The organism is Bradyrhizobium sp. BWA-3-5 (genome assembly GCF_032917985.1).
Classification (GTDB): domain Bacteria; phylum Pseudomonadota; class Alphaproteobacteria; order Rhizobiales; family Xanthobacteraceae; genus Bradyrhizobium.
This window is the reverse complement of the sequence record NZ_CP136626.1, coordinates 759,332-778,300: the sequence shown is the minus strand read 5'-3', so window position 1 is coordinate 778,300 and position 18,969 is coordinate 759,332. Positions and strand designations below refer to the sequence as shown.

Below are 18,969 nucleotides of genomic sequence, written 5' to 3'. Positions count from 1 at the left end.
CCGAACGCGACTTTGGAACTTTAGAACAATTCTGCGGAACAATCGTTCCAGCCACTAGCCCGGACGAATACGGGGCAGAACGGTTAACGGCGCCTGCCGCGCCACCAGACGCCGAAGGTGATGATCACCGCTACCGCCAGCGTGAACCAGGTGATGGCGTATTGCAGGTGATCGTCCTTGAGTCGCACCGAGAGCGCGCCGGGCTTCGGGATGCCGCTTTCCGGCATGGGGGATTCGAGATCGATGTAGAACGGCGCGACTGCCCTCGCGCCCTCGCCCCAGCCCAGCGCGCGCGCCATCGCCAGATGATCGCGGGTGAACCAGAGCCGTTTGGCCAGGCTCTCGGGCGGCGTCAGGGCGCCGGCGCTTTCGGGAAAGCGAATGTAACCGGTGAGCTCAGTGGGATCGCCGGTGATCAGCGGGCGCACGGCGCGGTCCTGCTGCTGACGATCCTGCATCGTGTTCTGCACAAAGCCGGCGTTGACCACGACGATCTTGCCGCCAGCCAGCTGCACCGGCAGGAAAGCCCAGGTTCCGGGCCCGGAAATATCGTCGCGAACCGCAGAGCCGGAGCTGTAGACCATCGCGTCCGGCAATGGCGCGTAGGTCGCGGTAAAACTCACGCGGCGGAATTCGTCCCTGGCCGGCGTCAGCGACGGCCATTGCGCTGCCGCCGGCAATGTTTCGGGCGCGGCAGCGAGCCGCTCGTTCAGCCGCGCGATCAGCGCGTGCTTTTCGACCCGGCGCTGCAATTGCCAGACGCCGAGGCCGGCGAAGACCGCGACCATCAACAGCGTGAAGATCGCAAACCCGGCGACCGTCGGCGGCCGTGACGAAGCGCTGGTCATTTCGGCTCGCGGTCCATCAGCCGGCCGGGCGCCGCCTTGTGGTGAAACTGCAGCGCGATCAAAAGCGACTTCATCGAGCGCAGCGGCAACAGCGTGGTCGCCAAGATCAGCGGCAGCCACAGCGCCGCATGCAGCCAGAACGGCGGCTGATATTTGACTTCGACGATCAGCGCCGCGGTGACGACGATGGCGCCCGCCAGCATGATGATGAAGATCGCCGGCCCGTCGCCAGAGTCGATGAAGGCGTAGTCGAGCCCGCAGACCTCGCAATTCGGGCGCAGGTTGAGGAAGCCGGCGTAGAGCTTGCCCTTGCCGCAACGGGGGCAGCGGCAGGCGAGACCGCGAAGAGCGCTCTGGGTGACGGTGGGAAGCGTGTCGTTCATTCAACTCCTCTCCCCTCTCCACTGCGGGAGAAGTGGTGCGCGGACATAGTCTCGATCTGCGGAGACCGGCCGTTCCCCTTCGATGGGCTTGGCGGAAGAACCATACGAGACTTTAGCATTGTGTCCATCGCCCGCCAAAAGCCGCGTAAGCCATTGCAGGGAAGCTTTTTCTCCAAGCCGCGCAAGGCACTCTGCGCCTGCCGTGCGGCACCGAAAAAGTGTCAAATGTGAAGTCATTCACTTCCCTAAACGAGCGGATGCCGTCACTATAATTGCAAGCTTTAGGTGTGGTCTGTGCCGTTGGCTGCCACGCTTGTCAAAGCAGGTCCATTCGGTCGCGGCCGAATAGCCCGATGCGTAAGTTACGCTCAGACGAAGTTACGCTGAGACACGGATGAACATTCCAGGTCACTCAACTTTCCAAGTCGCTTAATATTCCGGGGGTCAGCGGGGGCAGCACCATCGCAATGGCAGGGCCTGACAGAACGAAAAGCTCCGGCAGGGGCGGCCGATCCGATCGTGTCGACAAAGCGGCCAGAGCAAACAAGGCAGCGCGCGCAACGCGAGGTGATCGCGCTGAATCGGCAGAGAGAGAGGACGCCGCCGCCTTTCAGGCGTCCGCAAATGCAGTGGGGGCTTCCATGACACGACCAATTGACGTGGTTCGCGCTGTCGCACCTTTGGCGAAACCCAACTATATCGCCGCATTTCAAAATTGCAGTGCACTTCTGGTTCAGCATGAGATCATTACTCCGCTCAGGCTGGCGCACTTTCTCGCGCAGATATTGCACGAATCCGGCGAACTGCGCATTGAATGGGAAAACATGAACTACAGCGCTGAACGGATGCTCGAAATCTTTGGAGCCAGTCATTCAGCGAAGGTCAAGCCCGCCGAGGCGGCAATGCTTGCGCACAAGCCGGAATTGATCGCCGAGCGCGTTTACGGCCTTGGCAACCCGAGCAAGGCCGCGGAACTAGGCAACACACATCGTGGAGACGGCTTTCTCTACCGCGGCGGCGGACTGATGCAGACGACCGGCCGGGCCAACTACAAGCGAATGGGGCAGTTGTGCGGTGTCGACTTCGAGAGCCACCCCGAGCTGGTCGTGTCTGCGGAGCACGCCTTGAAGCCTGCCTTGGGGGAATGGTCCCAGGGAAAACTCAATCAGTTTGCCGACCAGGACGACGTGCTCTCGATATCCAAGGCGATCAACCTGGGCAATCCGCGCTCTCCTCGTACCCCGATCGGCCTCGCGGAGCGGCGGCGCCTGCTCGCCAAGGTAAAATCCGTGATTGGAGACGTGGTGACCTTGACCGACGCGCCGGCCGACACACCGGACCTCGAGAGCGCCATGGACCTGCTGGAGATCAAGCGTCGGCTTCGTGAGAAGGAACTGTACCGCGGCGAAATCAACCGCGATTACGATCGCGCAACAGACGAAGCCGTGAAGGCGTGGCTCCTCAACCAGGGTGTAAGAAATTTCGAGGAATGGCCGGAGCTGAGGTTGATCATTGCCGCGGCACAGGCCCTTTGCCGTGCCGAGGGGATCGACACGGGCGCGATCGACGGCCGCCTCGGCCCGCAAACCCGCTCCGCGTTTGAAATCTACGCCGCCCGGCGCGCGAACGGCGGCGCTGCCCTGGAGGCGGTTGCGCTCTTCCGCGACGAAACCGATGCCGCCGCAGTTCCCGCCGCCGCTGCCGCCGTTCCCGCTGCTGCCGCCGCAGCGCCGCCCGCCGGCGGACCATCGCTCCGTTGGCCAACCGAGAGCGACGTCGAGCAGTTCTTTGGCCCGCCGGGCAGCAATCAAGTGCTCTTGCAGTTGCCATTCCCCATGCGGCTTGCATGGGATCTCGATACGGTCATCCGCCGAGCATCGTGCAACGCCAAAGTCAGAGACAGTCTCGATCGCATCTGGACGCGTGTTCTCCAGACCTATGGTCTGGACGAAATTCGTCGCCTTCGCCTCGATCTATTCGGCGGCTGCCTGAATGTACGGCGCAAGCGCGGCGGATCGGGCTGGTCAATGCATGCCTTCGGCATCGCTTGGGACGTCGACCCGGACCACAACCAGCTGAAGATGGGCCGGGACGAGGCAACGCTCGACGGCGCCGAATACAATGACTTCTGGAATATCGTTTACGACGAGGGCGCGATTGGTCTCGGCAGGGAAAGAAACTTCGACTGGATGCACTTCCAGTTTGCCAGGCTTGGATAGGCGCACCCGGCCATCCAGGGCATGATGGCCGCACGCATAGGAATGAAAAAGGCGGCCTTTGGCCGCCCTTCTTTATCTGACAGGCTCCTTGCTTCGCTCACGCGAACCGCTTCGCGTGGAAGCGTAGATCAGTGGCCGCCGGCCGCCGGCCCCGCGCCACGGAACCAGACGTAGATGCAGATGAACAGGAACAGCCACACTACGTCGACGAAGTGCCAGTACCAAGCGGCGAACTCGAAGCCGAGATGCTGCTTCGGGGTGAAATGGCCGGCATAGGCGCGGAACAAGCAGACCAGCAGGAACACGGTGCCAACCAGCACGTGGAAGCCGTGGAAGCCGGTCGCCATGAAGAAGGTCGCGCCGTAGACGTTGCCCGAGAAGTGGAAGGTGGCGTGGGCGTATTCGTAGGCCTGCACGCAGGTGAAGGCGGCGCCCAAGAGCACGGTGAGGATCAGGCCGTATTTCAGGCCCTGACGGTCGTTCTCGAGCAGCGCGTGGTGCGCCCAGGTCACCGTGGTGCCCGAGGTCAGCAGCAGCAGCGTGTTGAGCAGCGGCAGGTGCCAGGGATCGAAGGTCTCGATGCCCTTCGGCGGCCAGGTGCCCGGCACGTTGCAGGCGCCCATCGCCGTGCCCGGACCGCAACCGAACACCGCGTCGCGGGTGGCGTGGACCGCGTCTGCCGGGAACAGGGCGGAATTGAAAAAAGCCCAGAACCAGGCGACGAAGAACATCACCTCCGAGGCGATGAACAGGATCATGCCGTAGCGGTGGCTGATCTGCACCACGCGGGTGTGGTCACCCTTGTATTGGGCTTCACGGATCACGTCGCCCCACCAGCTTGCCATGGTATAGAGCACGCCGATGGTGCCGGCGCCGAAGATGAACGGGGCCGCGGCGAACATGTGATGCATCCAGGTGATCGCACCTACCGCCATGATGAAGGCCGAGATCGAGCCGACGACCGGCCACGGGCTCGGATCGACGAGGTGGTAGTCGTGGTGCTTCGCGTGCGCCGTAGCCATTGCGGTCTCTCCGTTGCATGCGCCGTTCCCTTCGGCGCATATTCGTCTCAAATTTGGAAGCCGAAATCCCGTCAGATACGGAAGCCGGCGGTCACTGGTTTCTCGTCACAGGTTCCCCTTGCGCTTGTCGCTTTCGCCGGCCGCGACCGGCTTCGGCGCCACGTCGCGCACGGGATAGAAGGTGTAGGATAGCGTGATGGTGTTCAGGCCGTCGTTCTCGCTGTCCTTGGCCAGCGCCGGATCGACATAGAACACCACGGGCATCTCGCGCTTCTCGCCCGGCCCCATGGTCTGTTCAGAGAAGCAGAAGCAGTTGATCTTCTGGAAATAGGCGCCGACGGTGAGCGGCGCGACGTTGTAGGCGGCAACGCCGGTAGTCGTGCGCGCGGCCTGGTTGGTCACGGTATAGAAGACGGTGACGACTTCGCCGATCCGCACCTCGATCTCGTTCTGCTCGGGTTCGAACTTCCAGGGCAGGCCGGGGCCGACATTGGCGTCGAACCGCACGGAAATCTTGCGGGCAAGCGGTCCTTCCGCCGGCGCCGAGGTTGCGACCTGCGTGGTGCCGTTGAAGCCGGTGGCGCGGCAGAACCAGTCGTAGAACGGCACCGCCGCATAGGACGCGCCGACCATGAACACGACGACGAAGCCGCAGATCGAGGCGACGACCGCATCGCGCGATAGGGTGCGGCGCGGCGCGACCTTGTCGCCCTCCGTTACGCCCTCGCTGATGTGCGGCCCGTTTTCCATCTCAATCACATCGGCCGGACGAGAACGGCCGGCCCCTTGACCAAGGTGACGGCAAAGAACAGCACGACAAGAACGCCGAGCGCGAGCGCAATGGCGATCGAGCGATGACGGCGGCTTCGCTTCTGCGCCTCAGTGAGGACGATTCCATCTGGCTGCTGCTTGTCGTCCATTCGCGTTCCATGCGCCCCCTACCCGATCAGGGGCACGACCGCGCGGACCACGACCTCGAGCAGGAGCGTCGCAAACAGCGCAAACAGATAAAGGATCGAGAAAGCGAACAGCCGGCGCGTCGCGCGGCCCGCCTGCTTGCCCTCGCGGTGGCGATAGACCTCGATGGCGAGCCACATCATGCCGGCGCCGAGCGCCAGCGAGGTAACACCATAGACAGCATCGAAATAGCCGAGTGGCCAGGGTGCCGCCGCGATCGCGACCAGCACGACCGTGTAGAGCAGGATCTGCAGCCGCGTTGCGTCGGGGCCGGCGACGACCGGCAGCATCGGAATGCCGGCGCGCGCATAGTCGTCGCTGCGGAACAGCGCCAGCGCCCAGAAATGCGGCGGGGTCCAGAAGAAGATGATGAGGAACAGGAGCACGGGCTCGATCGACAGCGAGCCGGTGGCCGCGGCCCAGGCCACGACCGGCGGCAGCGCTCCAGCAGCGCCACCGATCACGATGTTCTGGGCGGTCCAGCGCTTCAGCCACATGGTGTAGATCACCACATAGAAGAAGATCGTGAACGCCAGCAGCGCACCGGCCAGCAAGTTGACGAGGATGCCGAGCGTCAGCACCGAGAAGAAGGCCAGCGTCAGGCCGAATGCCATCGCCTCGCCCTGCGTGATGCGTCCGCGCGGGATCGGCCGGTTGGCGGTGCGCGTCATCAGCGCGTCGATATCGCCTTCCAGGGCCATGTTCATCGCACCTGAGGCGCCGGCCCCGACCGCGATGCAGAGGATCGAGGTGAAGGCGATGATCGGATGGATATGGCCAGGCGCAATGAAGAAGCCGACCAGCGCAGTGAAGATCACGAGCGACATCACCCGCGGCTTCAACAGCGCGATGTAGTCACCGACTTCCGCCTCGGAAATCCGAGGCCGAGCATCGATGGCGTTGTGGTCGACTACCGACAAGATCTTTCTCGCTTTACCAAAACCGCGGCGCGCAACAGGCGCGCGCCGCGAAAAGTTGCTTACTGCACGCGCGGCAGCACTTCGAACTGGTGGAAGGGCGGCGGCGACGGCAGCGTCCATTCCAGCGTGGTGGCGCCGGCGCCCCACGGATTGGCCTCGGCCGCACGCTTCTTCATGAAGGCGTCGACCACGCCGTAGATGAAGATCAGCACGCCGAAGCCGGAAATGTAAGAGCCCCACGAGGACACCTCGTTCCAGCCCGCGAACGCATCCGGATAGTCGACATAGCGGCGCGGCATGCCGGAGAGACCAAGGAAGTGCTGCGGGAAGAACACCAGATTGACGCCGATGAAGGTGACCCAGAAGTGCAGCTTGCCGATGGTCTCGTTGTACATGTAGCCCGACATTTTCGGGAACCAGTAGTACCAGCCGGCGAAGATCGCGAACACGGCGCCGAGCGACAGCACGTAATGGAAGTGCGCGACCACGTAGTAGGTATCCTGCAGCACGCGGTCGACGCCGGCATTCGCCAGCACGACGCCGGTGACGCCGCCGACCGTGAACAGGAAGATGAAGCCGATCGCCCACAGCATCGGGGTGCGGAATTCGATCGAGCCGCCCCACATCGTGGCGATCCAGGAGAAGATCTTAACGCCGGTCGGCACCGCGATCACCATGGTGGCGGCGACGAAATAGGCCTGCGTCGCGCTGGACATGCCGACCGTGTACATGTGGTGCGCCCACACCACGAAGCCGATGCCGCCGATCGCGACCATGGCGTAGGCCATGCCGAGATAGCCGAACACGGGCTTGCGCGAGAAGGTCGAGACGATCTGGCTGATCATGCCGAAGCCGGGCAGGATCAGGATGTACACTTCGGGGTGACCGAAGAACCAGAACAGATGCTGGAACAGCACCGGGTCGCCGCCGCCGTCGGCGGAGAAGAAGGTGGTGCCGAAGTTACGGTCGGTGAGCAGCATGGTGATGGCGCCCGCGAGCACCGGCAGCGACAGCAGGAGCAGGAACACCGTCACCAGGATCGACCAGACGAACAGCGGCATCTTGTGCAGCGTCATGCCCGGCGCGCGCATGTTGAAGATCGTGGTGATGAAGTTGATGGCGCCGAGAATCGACGAGGCGCCGGCCAGATGCAGCGACAGGATCGCGAAGTCCACCCCTGGTCCCGGATGGCCCGAGGTCGACAGCGGCGCGTACATGGTCCAGCCCGCACCGACACCGTTGGCGCCCGGCTCACCCTCCACGAAGGTCGACATCAACAGCAGCCCGAACGATGCCGGCAACAGCCAGAACGAGATGTTGTTCATGCGCGGGAACGCCATGTCGGGGGCGCCGATCATCAGCGGCACGAACCAGTTGCCGAAGCCGCCGATCATCGCCGGCATCACCATGAAGAAGATCATGATCAGGCCGTGCGAGGTCACGAACACATTGTAAGTGTGGGATTCGTGGAAGATCTGGACCCCCGGAAACATCAGCTCTGCGCGGATCGCGATCGACATCCCCGCGCCGATGATGCCCGCAAAGATCGCGAAGATAAGGTACATCGTGCCGATGTCCTTATGGTTCGTCGAATAGACCCAGCGCTTCCATCCGGTCGGATTGGCATGAGCATGGTCATCATGGGCGTGATCGTGGTGTGTCGCTGACGTCGTTGCCATTTTGAAATCCTGCCTTGCAGTCCCTTTGCGGACCTTTCAGGTCCCGTCGCCCTTGTCCCTAAAGCCCGCGCCTTACTGCGCGGCCTGCCCACCAACTGAGGCGAACGTGTTCGCCGGGTTGGTCGCATATTTCTTCTTCGCCGCCTCGGTCCAGGCCGCGAATTCCTGATCGGTCACCACCTTGACCGCGATGGGCATGAAGGCGTGGTCCTTGCCGCACAGTTCGGAGCATTGGCCGTAATACATGCCGACCTTGGTCGCCTTGAACCAGGTCTCGTTGAGGCGGCCGGGGATCGAGTCGATCTTGATGCCGAACGAGGGCACGGCGAAAGCGTGGATGACGTCGGCGCCGGTGGTCTGGACGCGGATCACCTTGTTGACCGGCACCACCATCTCATTGTCGACGCCGAGCAGGCGCGGCTGCTTGTCCTGCGCCATCAGCGAATCGAATTCGAACTTGCCGTTATCCGGATAGGCGTAGCTCCAGTACCACTGCTTGCCGGTGACCTTCACCGTGAGATCCGCCTTGGGAATATCGAGCTGCTGGAACAGCAGGCGGAACGATGGCACCGCGATGCCGACCAAAATCAGCACCGGAATCAGCGTCCAGGCCACCTCGATCAGGGTGTTGTGGGTGGTCCGCGAGGGGACCGGATTAGCCTTGGCGTTGAACTTCAGCACCACGATGACCAGCAGCGCCAGCACGAACAGGGTGATCAGCGTGATGATCACCAGCAGCAAATTATGAAAGCTGATGATGCTTTCCATCACCGGGGTGGCCGCTTCCTGCAGCGTCATTTCCCACGGCTTGGGCTGTGCCCCAAAAACCGTCCCGCCGGCCGCGAGCGCCATGCCCGCCACCGTCAACCCCAGCAATCGCCGGCCCATCTGGCCATTCGACATCTTCATGCCGCTCGCGCTCCTTAAAGAATAGTCCCCTACGCATTCCCGCCGGATGGCCGGGGATGCCGCCACGATCGCCCTTACAAACGGCCTACCGGAGGTACTTGGAAGTCCACCTTCGAAAGTACCTGCAACGATATTGGTGCAGTACCTTGGGCCCGATCGTTAGAACGCGTCGAAATCCAGCCTCTCAAACCATAATTCTTGGGGTCTCGCAATGCAGTAGTAGGCGGCAAAGCCATGCGTCACCTGCTATTCGCCAGGGGCCAGATTTTCCCGGCAATTTCGCAAAAACCCGCCGATTTGCGCGGCTACGCCGCTTGACAGCCCGATTGCCGGATGTAGGCACAGTTGCAGCGTTCCCGGGCGGGCTGATTCGCGCCTGGCCGGACCCGTCGCTGAGGGCGTGGATTGGCGCTCGGGCCGCCTTCAAGGCGCCGTCATTGCGTTTCAGTCCGGATGAAGCTCAGTTACAATGTGTGCTGCCGGCCTTGGGCCGGAAATGTCACCGGCGCTGCCGGATATCGTGAGAGGATCGACCCGGATGGGGCGTTCGAAACATCAGGCGGGATATGGCCTGGAACCGGCCCGCTGGCTTGGCGGCCTCTTTGCTGTGGCCTTCCTGCTCGGCCTGAACCAGGCGGCAAATGCGCAAGGGGCCGTGCGGTCGGTCCATGGCGACTGGCAGATCCGCTGCGACACCCCGCCCGGCGCCCAGGGCGAGCAATGCGCCCTGATTCAGAGCGTGGTGGCCGAGGACCGTTCCAACGCCGGGCTCACCGTGATCGTGCTGAAAACCGCCGACCAGAAGAGCAGGCTGATGCGGGTGGTCGCCCCGCTCGGCGTCCTCTTGCCCTCCGGGCTCGGCCTGAAGCTCGACAACCAGGATGTCGGCCGCGCCGGTTTTGTCCGCTGCCTGCCCAATGGCTGCGTCGCCGAGGTGGTGCTGGAAGAAAAACTGCTCGGCCAGCTCCGCAGTGCCAAAACCGCAACTTTTATCATCTTTGAGACGCCCGAAGAGGGCATCGGCTTTCCGCTCAGCCTGAACGGGCTCGGCGAGGGGTATGACAAGCTGCCGTGAGGGGGGCCTCCCCTTTCGTTGCGGTCATGACTATCTTTCAAACCATCGCCGTCCCTTGCCAAGGCGGGGACGATTTTTGCGCTGAATCGGAGTCTGCATGACCAATCCCGCCACGACCTCCCTCCTGGACCGCGCCAATCTCGACCGCGATGCCGTCAAACGCGAGATCGCGCGGGGACTTTTGGGGTCCGACGATGGCGAGCTGTTTCTGGAATACGGCCAGACCGAAGCGCTGGGCTTCGACAATGGCCGGCTGAAGCAGGCGACCTACGACACCAGCCAGGGGTTTGGTCTGCGCGCGGTGAAGGATGACGCGGTCGGCTATGCGCATTCCTCCGACGTCTCGCTGCCGGCGCTGATCCGTGCGGCGGACGCCGTGGCGGCCGTGCGCGGCGGCTACAGCGGCAATTTTGCCGCCGCACCGGCGCATACCAATGTGCGGCTCTATGGCGATGAGAACCCGCTGGATGCGCCGGGCTTCGAGGCCAAGGTAAAACTGCTGGCCGAGATCGACGCGTACGTGCGCGACAAGGACCCGCGGGTGCGGCAAGCCTCAATCAGCCTGGGCGCCACCTGGCAGGTGGTTGAAATCCTCCGCCCCGACGGCGAGAGCTATCGCGACATCCGCCCCTTGGTGCGGGTCAATATTTCCGTGGTCGCCGGCCAGGGCGACCGGCAGGAAAGCGGCAGCAAGGGCTATGGCGGCCGCGAAGGCTATGCCCGATTCATCGAGACCAAGGCGTGGCGCGAGGCCGCCGACGGCGCGATCCGCGAGGCGCTGGTCAATCTGGAATCGGTGCCCGCCCCCGCCGGCGAGATGGACGTGGTGCTGGGCGCCGGCTGGCCCGGTGTGATGCTGCATGAAGCGGTCGGCCACGGGCTCGAAGGCGACTTCAACCGCAAACAGACTTCGGCCTTCGCGGGATTGATGGGCAAGCAGGTCGCCGCCAAGGGCGTCACCGTGGTCGACGACGGCACCATGGCCTCGCGGCGCGGCTCGCTGTCCATCGACGACGAGGGCACGCCGACCAACCGCACCGTGCTGATCGAGGACGGCATTCTGGTCGGCTACATGCAGGACCGCCAGAACGCGCGGCTGATGAACATGAAGCCGACCGGCAATGGCCGCCGCCAGAGCTATGCCCATGTGCCGATGCCGCGCATGACCAACACCTACATGCTGGCGGGCGACCGCGAGCCGGCGGAGATCATCGCGTCGGTGAAGAACGGCGTCTATGCCGCCAATTTCGGCGGCGGCCAGGTCGACATCACCTCGGGTAAATACGTGTTCCAGTGCACCGAGGCCTACAAAATCGAGAACGGCAAACTCGGCGCGCCCTTGAAGGGCGCCATGCTGATCGGCAACGGGCCGACGGACCTGCATCGGATCACCATGGTCGGCAACGATCTGGCGCTCGATACCGGCATCGGCACCTGCGGCAAGAACGGCCAGGGCGTGCCGGTCGGCGTCGGCCAGCCGACGCTGCGGATGGAACGGATCACAGTCGGAGGAACGGGCTAGTGAGCGACGAGAAGGCAGCAACCGACAAGGAAGTCTCTCCCGGCAAGCCGATGAGCTGGCGCGGCCAGGCCGTGCAGCTCGCCGCGATCGTGGCCGTGGTGTTCATCGCCAAGGGCGCGATCGCCGAGCCGTTCTATGTACCATCCGGCTCGATGGAGCCGACGCTTCTGATCGGCGACGCTCTGGTCGCGTCGAAATTCCCCTATGGCTATGGCGCGGCGTCGCTGCCGATCCAGATCACGCTGCCGGAGACCGGCCGCCTGTTCGGCGAGACGCCCAAGCGCGGCGATGTCGTCGTCTTCCGCTGGCCCGGCGACCGCTCGCAGGCCTGGGTCAAGCGCGTGGTGGGATTGCCGGGCGACCGCATCCAGTTGCGGGAAGGCCAGCTCTTCATCAACGATCATGCGGCAACGTTGAAGCCTGACGGCGTCGGGCAGGCCGAGGACGACCGCGGCAATTCCGAACGGGCCTACCGCTTCATCGAGACGCTGCCCAACGGCGTCAGCCACGCCATCTTCAAGATGCGCGACAATGGCCGGCTCGACAACACGCCCGAGGTGACGGTGCCGCCGGGCCAGTTGTTCGTGCTCGGCGACAACAGGGACAATTCCGCCGACAGCCGCGTTCCGGTGCGCGAGGGCGGCGTGGGCCTGCTGCCGATCGACAATCTGATCGGCCGCGCCGACGCCGTGGTCGGCTCCTGGGATCTCGGCATGCGCAGCCAGCCGATGTGGACGTGGCTGTCGGGTTTTAGACTAGCGCGGTTTTTCACCTCCGTGCATTGAGCGCACATGGACCGGGGCAAAGGCACGTAAGCGCCGTGCCGCCCAACAACCTGTCAGACTCATCCTGAGGAGCACACGTCAGCGTGCGTCTCGAAGGATGAATGGCACCGGCGGAGCTACGTGGTTCGAGACGCGCTTTGCGCCTCCTCACCACAAGAGTTCAACAGTCACAGCGGCGCTTGCATGGACAAACACCAATTCCTCAGTGCCGCCCTGCGCAATCCCTTCAACGAAATCGTTGCCGAGGAGCTCTATCGGCTCGCGCTGCCGGACGCATGGCTGGTCTCGGGCTGCCTGGTGCAGACGGTGTGGAACGTGCTGACGACGCGCGCGGTCGATTACGGCATCAACGACTACGACGTATTCTATTTCGACCCCGATACGTCGTGGGAAGCGGAAGACAAGGTCATCCGCCAATTGAACGACCGCCTTGCGCCGCGCGGCATTGCGGTCGAGGCACGCAACCAGGCGCGGGTTCATCTCTGGTATCCAGAGAAACATGGCCTGCCCTATCCGGAGCTGCGCTGTTCGACGCAGGGCATCGACCGCTTCCTGACGAAGAACACGCAAATCGGAATCCGCCGCGCCGGAGAGGGCTACGAAGTGTATGCGCCGAACGGCCATGACGACGTCGCTGCGCTGATCGTGCGGCCGAACCCGGGACCGAATTTTTCGGCGGCGAAATATGAGGTCAAGGCACGACGGTGGAAGGCGCTGTGGCCGGAGATCACGGTGCTGCCGGCCGCATAATAGCAACAATCATCGTCGTCCCTACCTTACCACGCCCGAGGTGAATCCCGCCTTCCTTCGCGGTGGCTTGATCTCCTTCTTCAGGAAGCAGTGCGCTTCCTTGCCGGCATAACCCGGCCGGGCGTAGGTCCAGGCGCGGCATTTGTTGTCGGCGGCGCAGGCGGCCTTGCAGGCTTCCTCGCCGTCGCTGCGCTTGAGATCAAAACTCTTGTAGTCGCCGCCGAAGCGATCGATCGAGGTCTCGACTGCCTCGTTGCGCCGTTCGACGACGCCGGCGCCGCGGATGCCGGAGACGCAGCAATCGCTCTCGATCCGGGGCGGTACGTTGCTCTTGAGCCAGCACACCGCGCGATTGACGAGGTCGGTCGGATAGTTGAAGCTCCAGGCCCGGCAGCGCCGGTCGCGCTCGCACACCAGGGCGCATTCCGCCGGATCGCCCGAAATCACGGGCGCACTGAGGTAGTCGCCGCCGGGACGGTCGAAATTGGCCTGGGCCAGCGCCGGCTGCGCGCCGATGGCCGCCGCCAGGAAGGCAACCGCCACCACACACGCCCTGAGCAGGCGAATAGTCCCCATTCGCGGGTGCTTTCGAGTACGCGTTTGCAAGCGCGGGACGACCTTCCTCGGAAGCGCCGTCCCGCCCCAGTTCATTGATTTGAACATGATTTTCCGAAAAACCGGCGTCCGGCCTTCCGGGTCATGATCCATCTTTCGTCATTTGAGCGCCATCAACCTGTACGGTGGATGAACGGCCCAAATGCCAGGCAACCCGTTTGGTCAGAACGCGTATTCCTGATAGACGGGCTCGACGGAACCGCCCCACTCGCCATTGAACTTGTCCAGCATTTCTTCCGCCGGCGTGCGGCCGGATTCGAGGATACGTTCCAGCGGCTCGAGGTAGCGGCTCTCGTCGCGGCCGAGCTGGTCTATGCGGCCACGCCGCCGCAGGCCGGCATGCGACAGTTTCAGGCATTCCTTGGCGATCTCGAACAGATAGCGGTCCTTGATCCTGGCCTTGAAACCGAAGCGCGGCACGTCGTCGCGCAGCGCCTGACGCTCGGCCGCGGTCCAGTGGCTGACCAGATCCCAGGCCGCATCCAGGCTGTCATTATCGTACAACAGCCCGACCCAGAACGCCGGCAGCGCCGGCAGCCGGCCCCACGGCACGCCGTCGGCGCCGCGCATTTCCAGATAGCGCTTGAGGCGGACTTCCGGAAAGATCGTCGACAAATGGTTGGCCCAATCCGACAGGGTCGGACGCTCGCCGGGCAGAGAATTGTTGCGGCCCTCGAAGAAGGCGCGGAACGAGGAGCCGGCGACGTCGATATAGGTCTCGTCCCGCTTGACGAAATACATGGGAACGTCGAGCGCATAGTCGACCCAGCGCTCGAACCCCATGCCGTCCTCGAACACCCAGGGCAGCATGCCGGAGCGCGCGTTATCCGTGTCGCGCCAGATCTCGGAGCGGAACGACAGGTAGCCGTTGGGCTTGCCTTCGGTGAACGGCGAATTGGCGAACAGAGCGGTGGCGATCGGCTGCAGCGCCAGCGACACCCGCAGCTTCTTGACCATGTCGGCTTCGGAGGAGAAGTCGAGATTGGTCTGTACCGTACATGTCCGATACATCATGTCGATGCCGTATCGGCCGACCTTCGGCATGTAGTTGGTCATGATCTTGTAGCGGCCCTTGGGCATCAGCGGGATCTGTGACCGCGACCAGGATGGCGTCATGCCGAGGCCGAGGAAGCCGATCCCGAGCGGTGTCGCGATCTCGCGGACCTGCGCCAGGTGCGCCATCAGCTCGGATTGGGTCTGGTGCACGTTTTCGACCGGCGCGCCCGACAATTCGAATTGGCCGCCAGGCTCCAGCGAAATCGCGCCGCCGCCGGTGACGTCATAGAGCCCGATGATGTTGCCGCGCTCCATGATCGGCTCCCAGCCGAGCAGGAGCTGCATGCCTTCAAGTAGCGCGCCGATGCCGCGCGCACCTTCGTACGGCACGGGCTGACGGCCCTCCAGCGTGAACGGCGTCTTCTCGTGCTCGGTCCCGATGCGGAACTCGGACGGCGGCTTGATGCCGGCCTCGAACCACGCAACGAGCTCGTCACGCGATTGCAGCGGCGTCATATCGATCTGGTCACGCGCCATGAAAAAATCCGGATAAGGGGCGATTCGACCGAACACGCCGTGTAGCCAAGGGGATGCGGACGACGTGGTCCGCAATAACGAAAGGTGTGAGGGCCTTCATCGCGCCGGCACGCCGTCGCGGGCAGCGGCCGCCTTGACGTCGGAGCATGAGCAGCCGAGACGGTCGAGCAGACCGCACAGCTTCATGGCGTCGGCATCGGACAGTTTGGAGCCGACGTGCTTTTCGATCGCTGCCGAATAGGCGGTCCACATCTTCTTCTGCAGCTCGCGCCCGGCCTCGGTGATCTCGACGAACTGGCCGCGCTTGTCGATCTTGCATTCGCGCCGCGCCGCCAGGCCCTCGTCGACCAGGCGGTCGATCAACCGCGAGGTGGAATATTGCGGGATCAGCATCTGCTTTTCCAGCTCCACCGGACGCATCTCGCCGGACGGCGCGCGCGACAGTTCCAGCAGCGCGTCATACCAGGCGAGCGGCGGAAAGCCCGCCTTCTTCAAATCCTGCTCGACGGCGTCGAGCACCCGGCTCTGCACCCGCATCAGGCGGATCCAGGCGGCGGTCGCCTCGGTCGATGGTTTGCGTTTCATGATCCGGTCCGTATCTATCGCTGATCAGTGTACCCCACTAAATGCAGGTGCATCAATCTTGACTATTCCATGCAGATGCATTTAGTCGGTCCGCCGACAATTGCGAGGGAAGGAAAAACCCATGAAACTATATTATTCCCCGGGCGCTTGCTCGCTATCCCCCCATATCGCCCTTCTGGAAGCCGGTCTGCCCTATGAACTGGTCAAGGTCGACCTGCGCGCCAAGAAACTGGAAAACGGTGACGATTTCCTGAAGGTCAATCCCAAGGGCCAGGTGCCGGTGGTGCAGTTCGAATCCGGCGAACTGGTGACCGAAGGGCCCGTCATCGTCCAGATGATCGCCGACAAGGCGGGCAAGGATCTGGCGCCCGCCCGGGATTCGCAGGAGCGCTACAAGCTGCTCGAATGGCTGAACTTCATCACGACCGAGCTGCACAAGAATATCGGGCCGATGTTCTCGCCGCTGCTCGCCGAGGAAGCCAAGGGCTTCTTCAAGGACCGCGCGATGGCTAAGTTCAAATATCTGGAAACCGCGCTGGCCGGGCGCGACTACCTGATGGGCAAGCAGTTTACCGTCGCCGACGGCTACCTGTTCACCATGCTGATGTGGGCGACGGACCGGTTGAAATTCGACCTCTCCGATATGCCGAACCTGCTCGCCTACAAGGCCCGCGTCGCCGCCCGCCCGAAGGTGCAGGAAGCGATGACCAAGGAAGGGTTGCTGAAGGCAGCGTGAGGCGGTTAGCAATCGTAGAATAGGAAAGGGCCGGATGCATGATCCGGCCCTTTTGTTTGAGCACGTCATTCCGGGATGGTCCGAAGGACCAGACTCGGAATCTCGAGATTCTCAGGGGCGCAAGGGCGCCCCATAGTTCGCGTCTACGACGCGCCCCGGAATGACGAAAGCGCGTAGTTACGCCGCCGCCTTCTTCGGCGCGAAGCGGCCGTAGAAGGTTTCGCCGCGGGCGGCCATGTCCTCCAGCAGCTTCGGGGGGGTGAAGCGGGAGCCGTATTTGGCTTCGAGCTTGTGGCAGAGTTCGACGAACTTCCGCGCGCCCATGAAGTCGATATAGGACAGCGTGCCGCCGGTGAACGGCGCGAATCCGAAACCGAGGATCGAGCCGACATCGGCCTCGCGCGGATCGGTGATGACGTGATCCTCCACCGTGCGCGCGGCCTCGACTGCCTGCACCACCAAGAAGCGCTGCTTGAGCTCCTCCACGTCGAGCGTGTCAGGATCGAGCTGCTTGGGCTGCAAGGCTGACAGCCCCGGCCACAGGCTCTTCTGGCCCTTGCCCTTCTCGGGATAGTCGTAAAAGCCCTTGCTGTTCTTGCGTCCGAGGCGGCCCTGCTTCTCGACCATCTCCACCATCAGCTTCTTCTGATCGGGGTTGATCGAATTCGGGCCAAGATCGGCTTCCGTCGCCTTCATGACCTTCAGCCCGAGGTCGAGGGCGACTTCATCCGACAGCGACAGCGGACCGACCGGCATGCCGGCCATCTTGGCGCAGTTCTCGATCATCGCCGGCGGCACGCCTTCCAGGAACATCTCGTTGCCTTCGGCAATGTAGCGGCCGACGCAGCGGTTGGCGTAGAAGCCGCGGGAATCGTTCACGACGATCGGCGTCTTGCCGATGATGCGGACGTAGTCCAGCGCGGTCGCCAGCGCGACATCGCCGGTGTTCTTGCCGAGGATGATCTCGACCAGCATCATCTTCTCGACCGGCGAGAAGAAATGGATGCCGACGAACTTGCCCTGCTCCTTGAAGTTTTCGGCCAGCGAGGTGATCGGCAGCGTCGAAGTGTTGGAGGCGAAGATCGCGTCCGCCTTGAGGTACTGCTGCGCCTTGGCGAAGGTATCCGCCTTGACCTTGCGGTCCTCGAACACGGCTTCGATCACGAGGTCGCAATCGCTGAGCGCAGCGTAATCCGCGGTCGGCGTGATGCGCGCCATAATGGCGTCGGCCTCGGCCGGCTTGGCGCGGCCCTTGGCGATCAGGCCGTCGATGACGCCCTTGGCGTGGGCCTTGCCCTTGTCGGCGCTTTCCTGGTCGCGGTCGATCAGGACGACATTGAGGCCGGCGCGGGCCGAGACGTAGCCGACGCTGGCGCCCATAAAGCCGGCGCCGATCACGGCGATCTTCTTGACCTTGGTCGCCGGCACGTTTGTCGGACGCCGCGCGCCCTTGTTCAATTCCTGCATCGACAGGAACAGGCTGCGGATCATCGCAGCCGCTTCCTTGGAGCGCAGCACTTTGGTGAAGTAGCGCGACTCGACGCGGAGCGCGGCGTCGATCGGGAGCTGAAGCCCCTCATAGACGCAGCTCATGATGGCGCGCGCCGCCGGATAATTGTCGTAGGTCTCGCGGCGATAGATCGCGTTGCCGGCCGGGAACATCATCATGCCGGCCTTGGAGAACACCGGCCCGCCCGGCAGCCTGAAGCCCTTCTCGTCCCACGGCGCGACCGCCTTGCCGCCGCCCTTGATCCAGTCCTTGGCCGCCTTGATCAGGTCGGCGGCCGGCACGATGGCGTGAATCAGGTTGAGCGATTTCGCTTTGTCGACGGTGACCGGATCGCCCTTGAGCAGGATGGTCATCGCATCTTGCGGCGGCACGAGGCGCGGCACGCGCTGGGTGCCGCCGGCGCCTGGGAAAAGCCCGACCTTGACTTCCGGCAGCCCGAGGCGGGTTTTTGGATTCTCCGCCGCGACGCGGTAGTGGCAGGACAGCGTCACCTCAAAGCCGCCGCCGAGCGCGAGCCCGTTGATCGCGGCCGCCCATGGCTTGCCGCAGGTCTCGATGCCGCGCAGCACCAGCGAGAAGCGGCGGCTCTGGTCGAACAGCATCTGGTTCGCCGCCACCTCGCCCTTTTCTTTCAGGACCTTGGCGTATTCCTGGTTCATGCCTTCCAGCATCGAAAGGTCGGCGCCGGCGCAGAACGCATCCTTGGCGGACGTGATGACGATGCCCTTCACCGCGGTATCAGCCGTGGTCTGCTTCAGGATCTCCTCAAGCTCGCTGGTCGAGGTCTCGTCCAGCACGTTCATCGAACGTCCCGGGATGTCCCAGGTGACGAGCGCAATGCCGTCGGCGTCGGTCTCTAGATTGAAATTCTTGAAGGCCATTTGGTTGCTCCCTCGGTGCCGGCAGCCGATCTCAGGCGCG

The 18,969-nt window shown here is 63.5% G+C and carries 18 protein-coding genes; 6 read left to right on the top strand and 12 right to left on the bottom strand.

What is annotated here, in order from left to right:
• Nucleotides 1-83 precede the first annotated feature (83 nt).
• Both RX331_RS03640 and RX331_RS03635 read right to left on the bottom strand, forming a co-directional pair.
• Nucleotides 84-848 carry an SURF1 family protein gene (locus RX331_RS03640; RefSeq protein ID WP_317255293.1) on the bottom strand — a complete coding sequence of 255 codons (765 nt, stop codon included), beginning with the start codon at nucleotides 846-848 and terminating at the stop codon, nucleotides 84-86.
• A complete protein-coding gene (locus RX331_RS03635) occupies nucleotides 845-1,231 on the bottom strand; it encodes a DUF983 domain-containing protein (protein WP_317255292.1) in 387 nt (128 codons plus the stop codon). Before RX331_RS03635 ends, RX331_RS03640 begins: the two co-directional genes overlap by 4 nt.
• A gap of 641 nt (nucleotides 1,232-1,872) precedes the next feature.
• On the opposite strand from RX331_RS03635, the gene RX331_RS03630 reads away from it, so the two are divergent.
• Nucleotides 1,873-3,450 (top strand): hypothetical protein, encoded by a 1,578-nt coding sequence (locus RX331_RS03630; RefSeq protein WP_317255291.1) that lies wholly within the window; start codon nucleotides 1,873-1,875, stop codon nucleotides 3,448-3,450.
• Nucleotides 3,451-3,578: 128 nt separating this feature from the next.
• On the opposite strand, the gene RX331_RS03625 is transcribed toward RX331_RS03630, so the two are convergent.
• The 6 genes from RX331_RS03625 to coxB all read right to left on the bottom strand — a co-directional run bounded on the left by RX331_RS03625 (nucleotide 3,579) and on the right by coxB (nucleotide 8,937).
• A complete protein-coding gene (locus RX331_RS03625) occupies nucleotides 3,579-4,472 on the bottom strand; it encodes a cytochrome c oxidase subunit 3 (protein ID WP_317255290.1) in 894 nt (297 codons plus the stop codon).
• A 105-nt stretch (nucleotides 4,473-4,577) separates the two neighbouring features.
• The gene (locus RX331_RS03620) at nucleotides 4,578-5,222 is read right to left on the bottom strand and encodes a cytochrome c oxidase assembly protein (RefSeq protein WP_317255289.1); all 645 of its coding nucleotides are present in this window, start codon (nucleotides 5,220-5,222) and stop codon (nucleotides 4,578-4,580) included.
• A gap of 5 nt (nucleotides 5,223-5,227) precedes the next feature.
• Entirely contained in the window at nucleotides 5,228-5,392 is a 165-nt protein-coding gene (locus tag RX331_RS03615; RefSeq protein ID WP_283031857.1) for a CoxF protein, read from the bottom strand.
• Nucleotides 5,393-5,410: 18 nt separating this feature from the next.
• Complete coding sequence (locus RX331_RS03610) at nucleotides 5,411-6,349, bottom strand: heme o synthase (protein WP_317255288.1); 939 nt, start codon at nucleotides 6,347-6,349, stop codon at nucleotides 5,411-5,413.
• 59 nt (nucleotides 6,350-6,408) lie between these two features.
• Nucleotides 6,409-8,028, bottom strand: coding sequence for a cytochrome c oxidase subunit I (ctaD, locus tag RX331_RS03605; RefSeq protein WP_317255287.1), 1,620 nt, complete (start codon nucleotides 8,026-8,028; stop codon nucleotides 6,409-6,411).
• Between the two features lie 72 nt (nucleotides 8,029-8,100).
• A complete protein-coding gene (gene coxB, locus RX331_RS03600) occupies nucleotides 8,101-8,937 on the bottom strand; it encodes a cytochrome c oxidase subunit II (RefSeq protein ID WP_317255286.1) in 837 nt (278 codons plus the stop codon).
• A gap of 538 nt (nucleotides 8,938-9,475) precedes the next feature.
• On the opposite strand from coxB, the gene RX331_RS03595 reads away from it, so the two are divergent.
• The 4 genes from RX331_RS03595 to RX331_RS03580 all read left to right on the top strand — a co-directional run bounded on the left by RX331_RS03595 (nucleotide 9,476) and on the right by RX331_RS03580 (nucleotide 13,069).
• Nucleotides 9,476-10,012 carry an invasion associated locus B family protein gene (locus RX331_RS03595; RefSeq protein WP_317257996.1) on the top strand — a complete coding sequence of 179 codons (537 nt, stop codon included), beginning with the start codon at nucleotides 9,476-9,478 and terminating at the stop codon, nucleotides 10,010-10,012.
• Nucleotides 10,013-10,109: 97 nt separating this feature from the next.
• Entirely contained in the window at nucleotides 10,110-11,534 is a 1,425-nt protein-coding gene (gene tldD / locus RX331_RS03590; protein ID WP_317255285.1) for a metalloprotease TldD, read from the top strand.
• Nucleotides 11,535-11,584: 50 nt separating this feature from the next.
• A complete protein-coding gene (gene lepB / locus RX331_RS03585) occupies nucleotides 11,585-12,319 on the top strand; it encodes a signal peptidase I (protein WP_317257995.1) in 735 nt (244 codons plus the stop codon).
• A 183-nt stretch (nucleotides 12,320-12,502) separates the two neighbouring features.
• Nucleotides 12,503-13,069, top strand: a complete 567-nt coding sequence (locus tag RX331_RS03580) for a nucleotidyltransferase family protein (protein ID WP_317255284.1) — start codon at nucleotides 12,503-12,505, stop codon at nucleotides 13,067-13,069.
• Between the two features lie 21 nt (nucleotides 13,070-13,090).
• On the opposite strand, the gene RX331_RS03575 is transcribed toward RX331_RS03580, so the two are convergent.
• From RX331_RS03575 to RX331_RS03565, 3 genes are all read right to left on the bottom strand, one after another.
• Nucleotides 13,091-13,645 (bottom strand): PAN domain-containing protein, encoded by a 555-nt coding sequence (locus RX331_RS03575; protein ID WP_317255283.1) that lies wholly within the window; start codon nucleotides 13,643-13,645, stop codon nucleotides 13,091-13,093.
• A 201-nt stretch (nucleotides 13,646-13,846) separates the two neighbouring features.
• Entirely contained in the window at nucleotides 13,847-15,217 is a 1,371-nt protein-coding gene (locus tag RX331_RS03570; RefSeq protein ID WP_317255282.1) for a glutamate--cysteine ligase, read from the bottom strand.
• 96 nt (nucleotides 15,218-15,313) lie between these two features.
• Nucleotides 15,314-15,802, bottom strand: coding sequence for a MarR family winged helix-turn-helix transcriptional regulator (locus RX331_RS03565; protein ID WP_317255281.1), 489 nt, complete (start codon nucleotides 15,800-15,802; stop codon nucleotides 15,314-15,316).
• A 121-nt stretch (nucleotides 15,803-15,923) separates the two neighbouring features.
• On the opposite strand from RX331_RS03565, the gene gstA reads away from it, so the two are divergent.
• Nucleotides 15,924-16,538, top strand: a complete 615-nt coding sequence (gene gstA / locus RX331_RS03560) for a glutathione transferase GstA (protein ID WP_317255280.1) — start codon at nucleotides 15,924-15,926, stop codon at nucleotides 16,536-16,538.
• 177 nt (nucleotides 16,539-16,715) lie between these two features.
• On the opposite strand, the gene RX331_RS03555 is transcribed toward gstA, so the two are convergent.
• Nucleotides 16,716-18,929 carry an FAD-dependent oxidoreductase gene (locus RX331_RS03555; protein ID WP_317255279.1) on the bottom strand — a complete coding sequence of 738 codons (2,214 nt, stop codon included), beginning with the start codon at nucleotides 18,927-18,929 and terminating at the stop codon, nucleotides 16,716-16,718.
• Between the last annotated feature and the right edge of the window lie 40 nt (nucleotides 18,930-18,969).

Excerpts from the sequence above, each read along its gene's own strand:
- RX331_RS03635 (WP_317255292.1), bottom strand. The coding sequence starts at position 1,231 with ATGAACGACACGCTTCCCACCGTCACCCAGAGCGCTCTTCGCGGTCTC.
- RX331_RS03630 (WP_317255291.1), top strand. The coding sequence starts at position 1,873 with ATGACACGACCAATTGACGTGGTTCGCGCTGTCGCACCTTTGGCGAAA.
- ctaD (WP_317255287.1), bottom strand. The coding sequence starts at position 8,028 with ATGGCAACGACGTCAGCGACACACCACGATCACGCCCATGATGACCAT.
- RX331_RS03620 (WP_317255289.1), bottom strand. The coding sequence starts at position 5,222 with ATGGAAAACGGGCCGCACATCAGCGAGGGCGTAACGGAGGGCGACAAG.
- RX331_RS03640 (WP_317255293.1), bottom strand. The coding sequence starts at position 848 with ATGACCAGCGCTTCGTCACGGCCGCCGACGGTCGCCGGGTTTGCGATC.
- RX331_RS03625 (WP_317255290.1), bottom strand. The coding sequence starts at position 4,472 with ATGGCTACGGCGCACGCGAAGCACCACGACTACCACCTCGTCGATCCG.
- RX331_RS03580 (WP_317255284.1), top strand. The coding sequence starts at position 12,503 with ATGGACAAACACCAATTCCTCAGTGCCGCCCTGCGCAATCCCTTCAAC.
- RX331_RS03555 (WP_317255279.1), bottom strand. The coding sequence starts at position 18,929 with ATGGCCTTCAAGAATTTCAATCTAGAGACCGACGCCGACGGCATTGCG.
- RX331_RS03615 (WP_283031857.1), bottom strand. The coding sequence starts at position 5,392 with ATGGACGACAAGCAGCAGCCAGATGGAATCGTCCTCACTGAGGCGCAG.
- RX331_RS03575 (WP_317255283.1), bottom strand. The coding sequence starts at position 13,645 with ATGGGGACTATTCGCCTGCTCAGGGCGTGTGTGGTGGCGGTTGCCTTC.
- lepB (WP_317257995.1), top strand. The coding sequence starts at position 11,585 with ATGAGCTGGCGCGGCCAGGCCGTGCAGCTCGCCGCGATCGTGGCCGTG.
- RX331_RS03595 (WP_317257996.1), top strand. The coding sequence starts at position 9,476 with ATGGGGCGTTCGAAACATCAGGCGGGATATGGCCTGGAACCGGCCCGC.
- RX331_RS03570 (WP_317255282.1), bottom strand. The coding sequence starts at position 15,217 with ATGGCGCGTGACCAGATCGATATGACGCCGCTGCAATCGCGTGACGAG.
- tldD (WP_317255285.1), top strand. The coding sequence starts at position 10,110 with ATGACCAATCCCGCCACGACCTCCCTCCTGGACCGCGCCAATCTCGAC.
- RX331_RS03565 (WP_317255281.1), bottom strand. The coding sequence starts at position 15,802 with ATGAAACGCAAACCATCGACCGAGGCGACCGCCGCCTGGATCCGCCTG.
- gstA (WP_317255280.1), top strand. The coding sequence starts at position 15,924 with ATGAAACTATATTATTCCCCGGGCGCTTGCTCGCTATCCCCCCATATC.
- coxB (WP_317255286.1), bottom strand. The coding sequence starts at position 8,937 with ATGAAGATGTCGAATGGCCAGATGGGCCGGCGATTGCTGGGGTTGACG.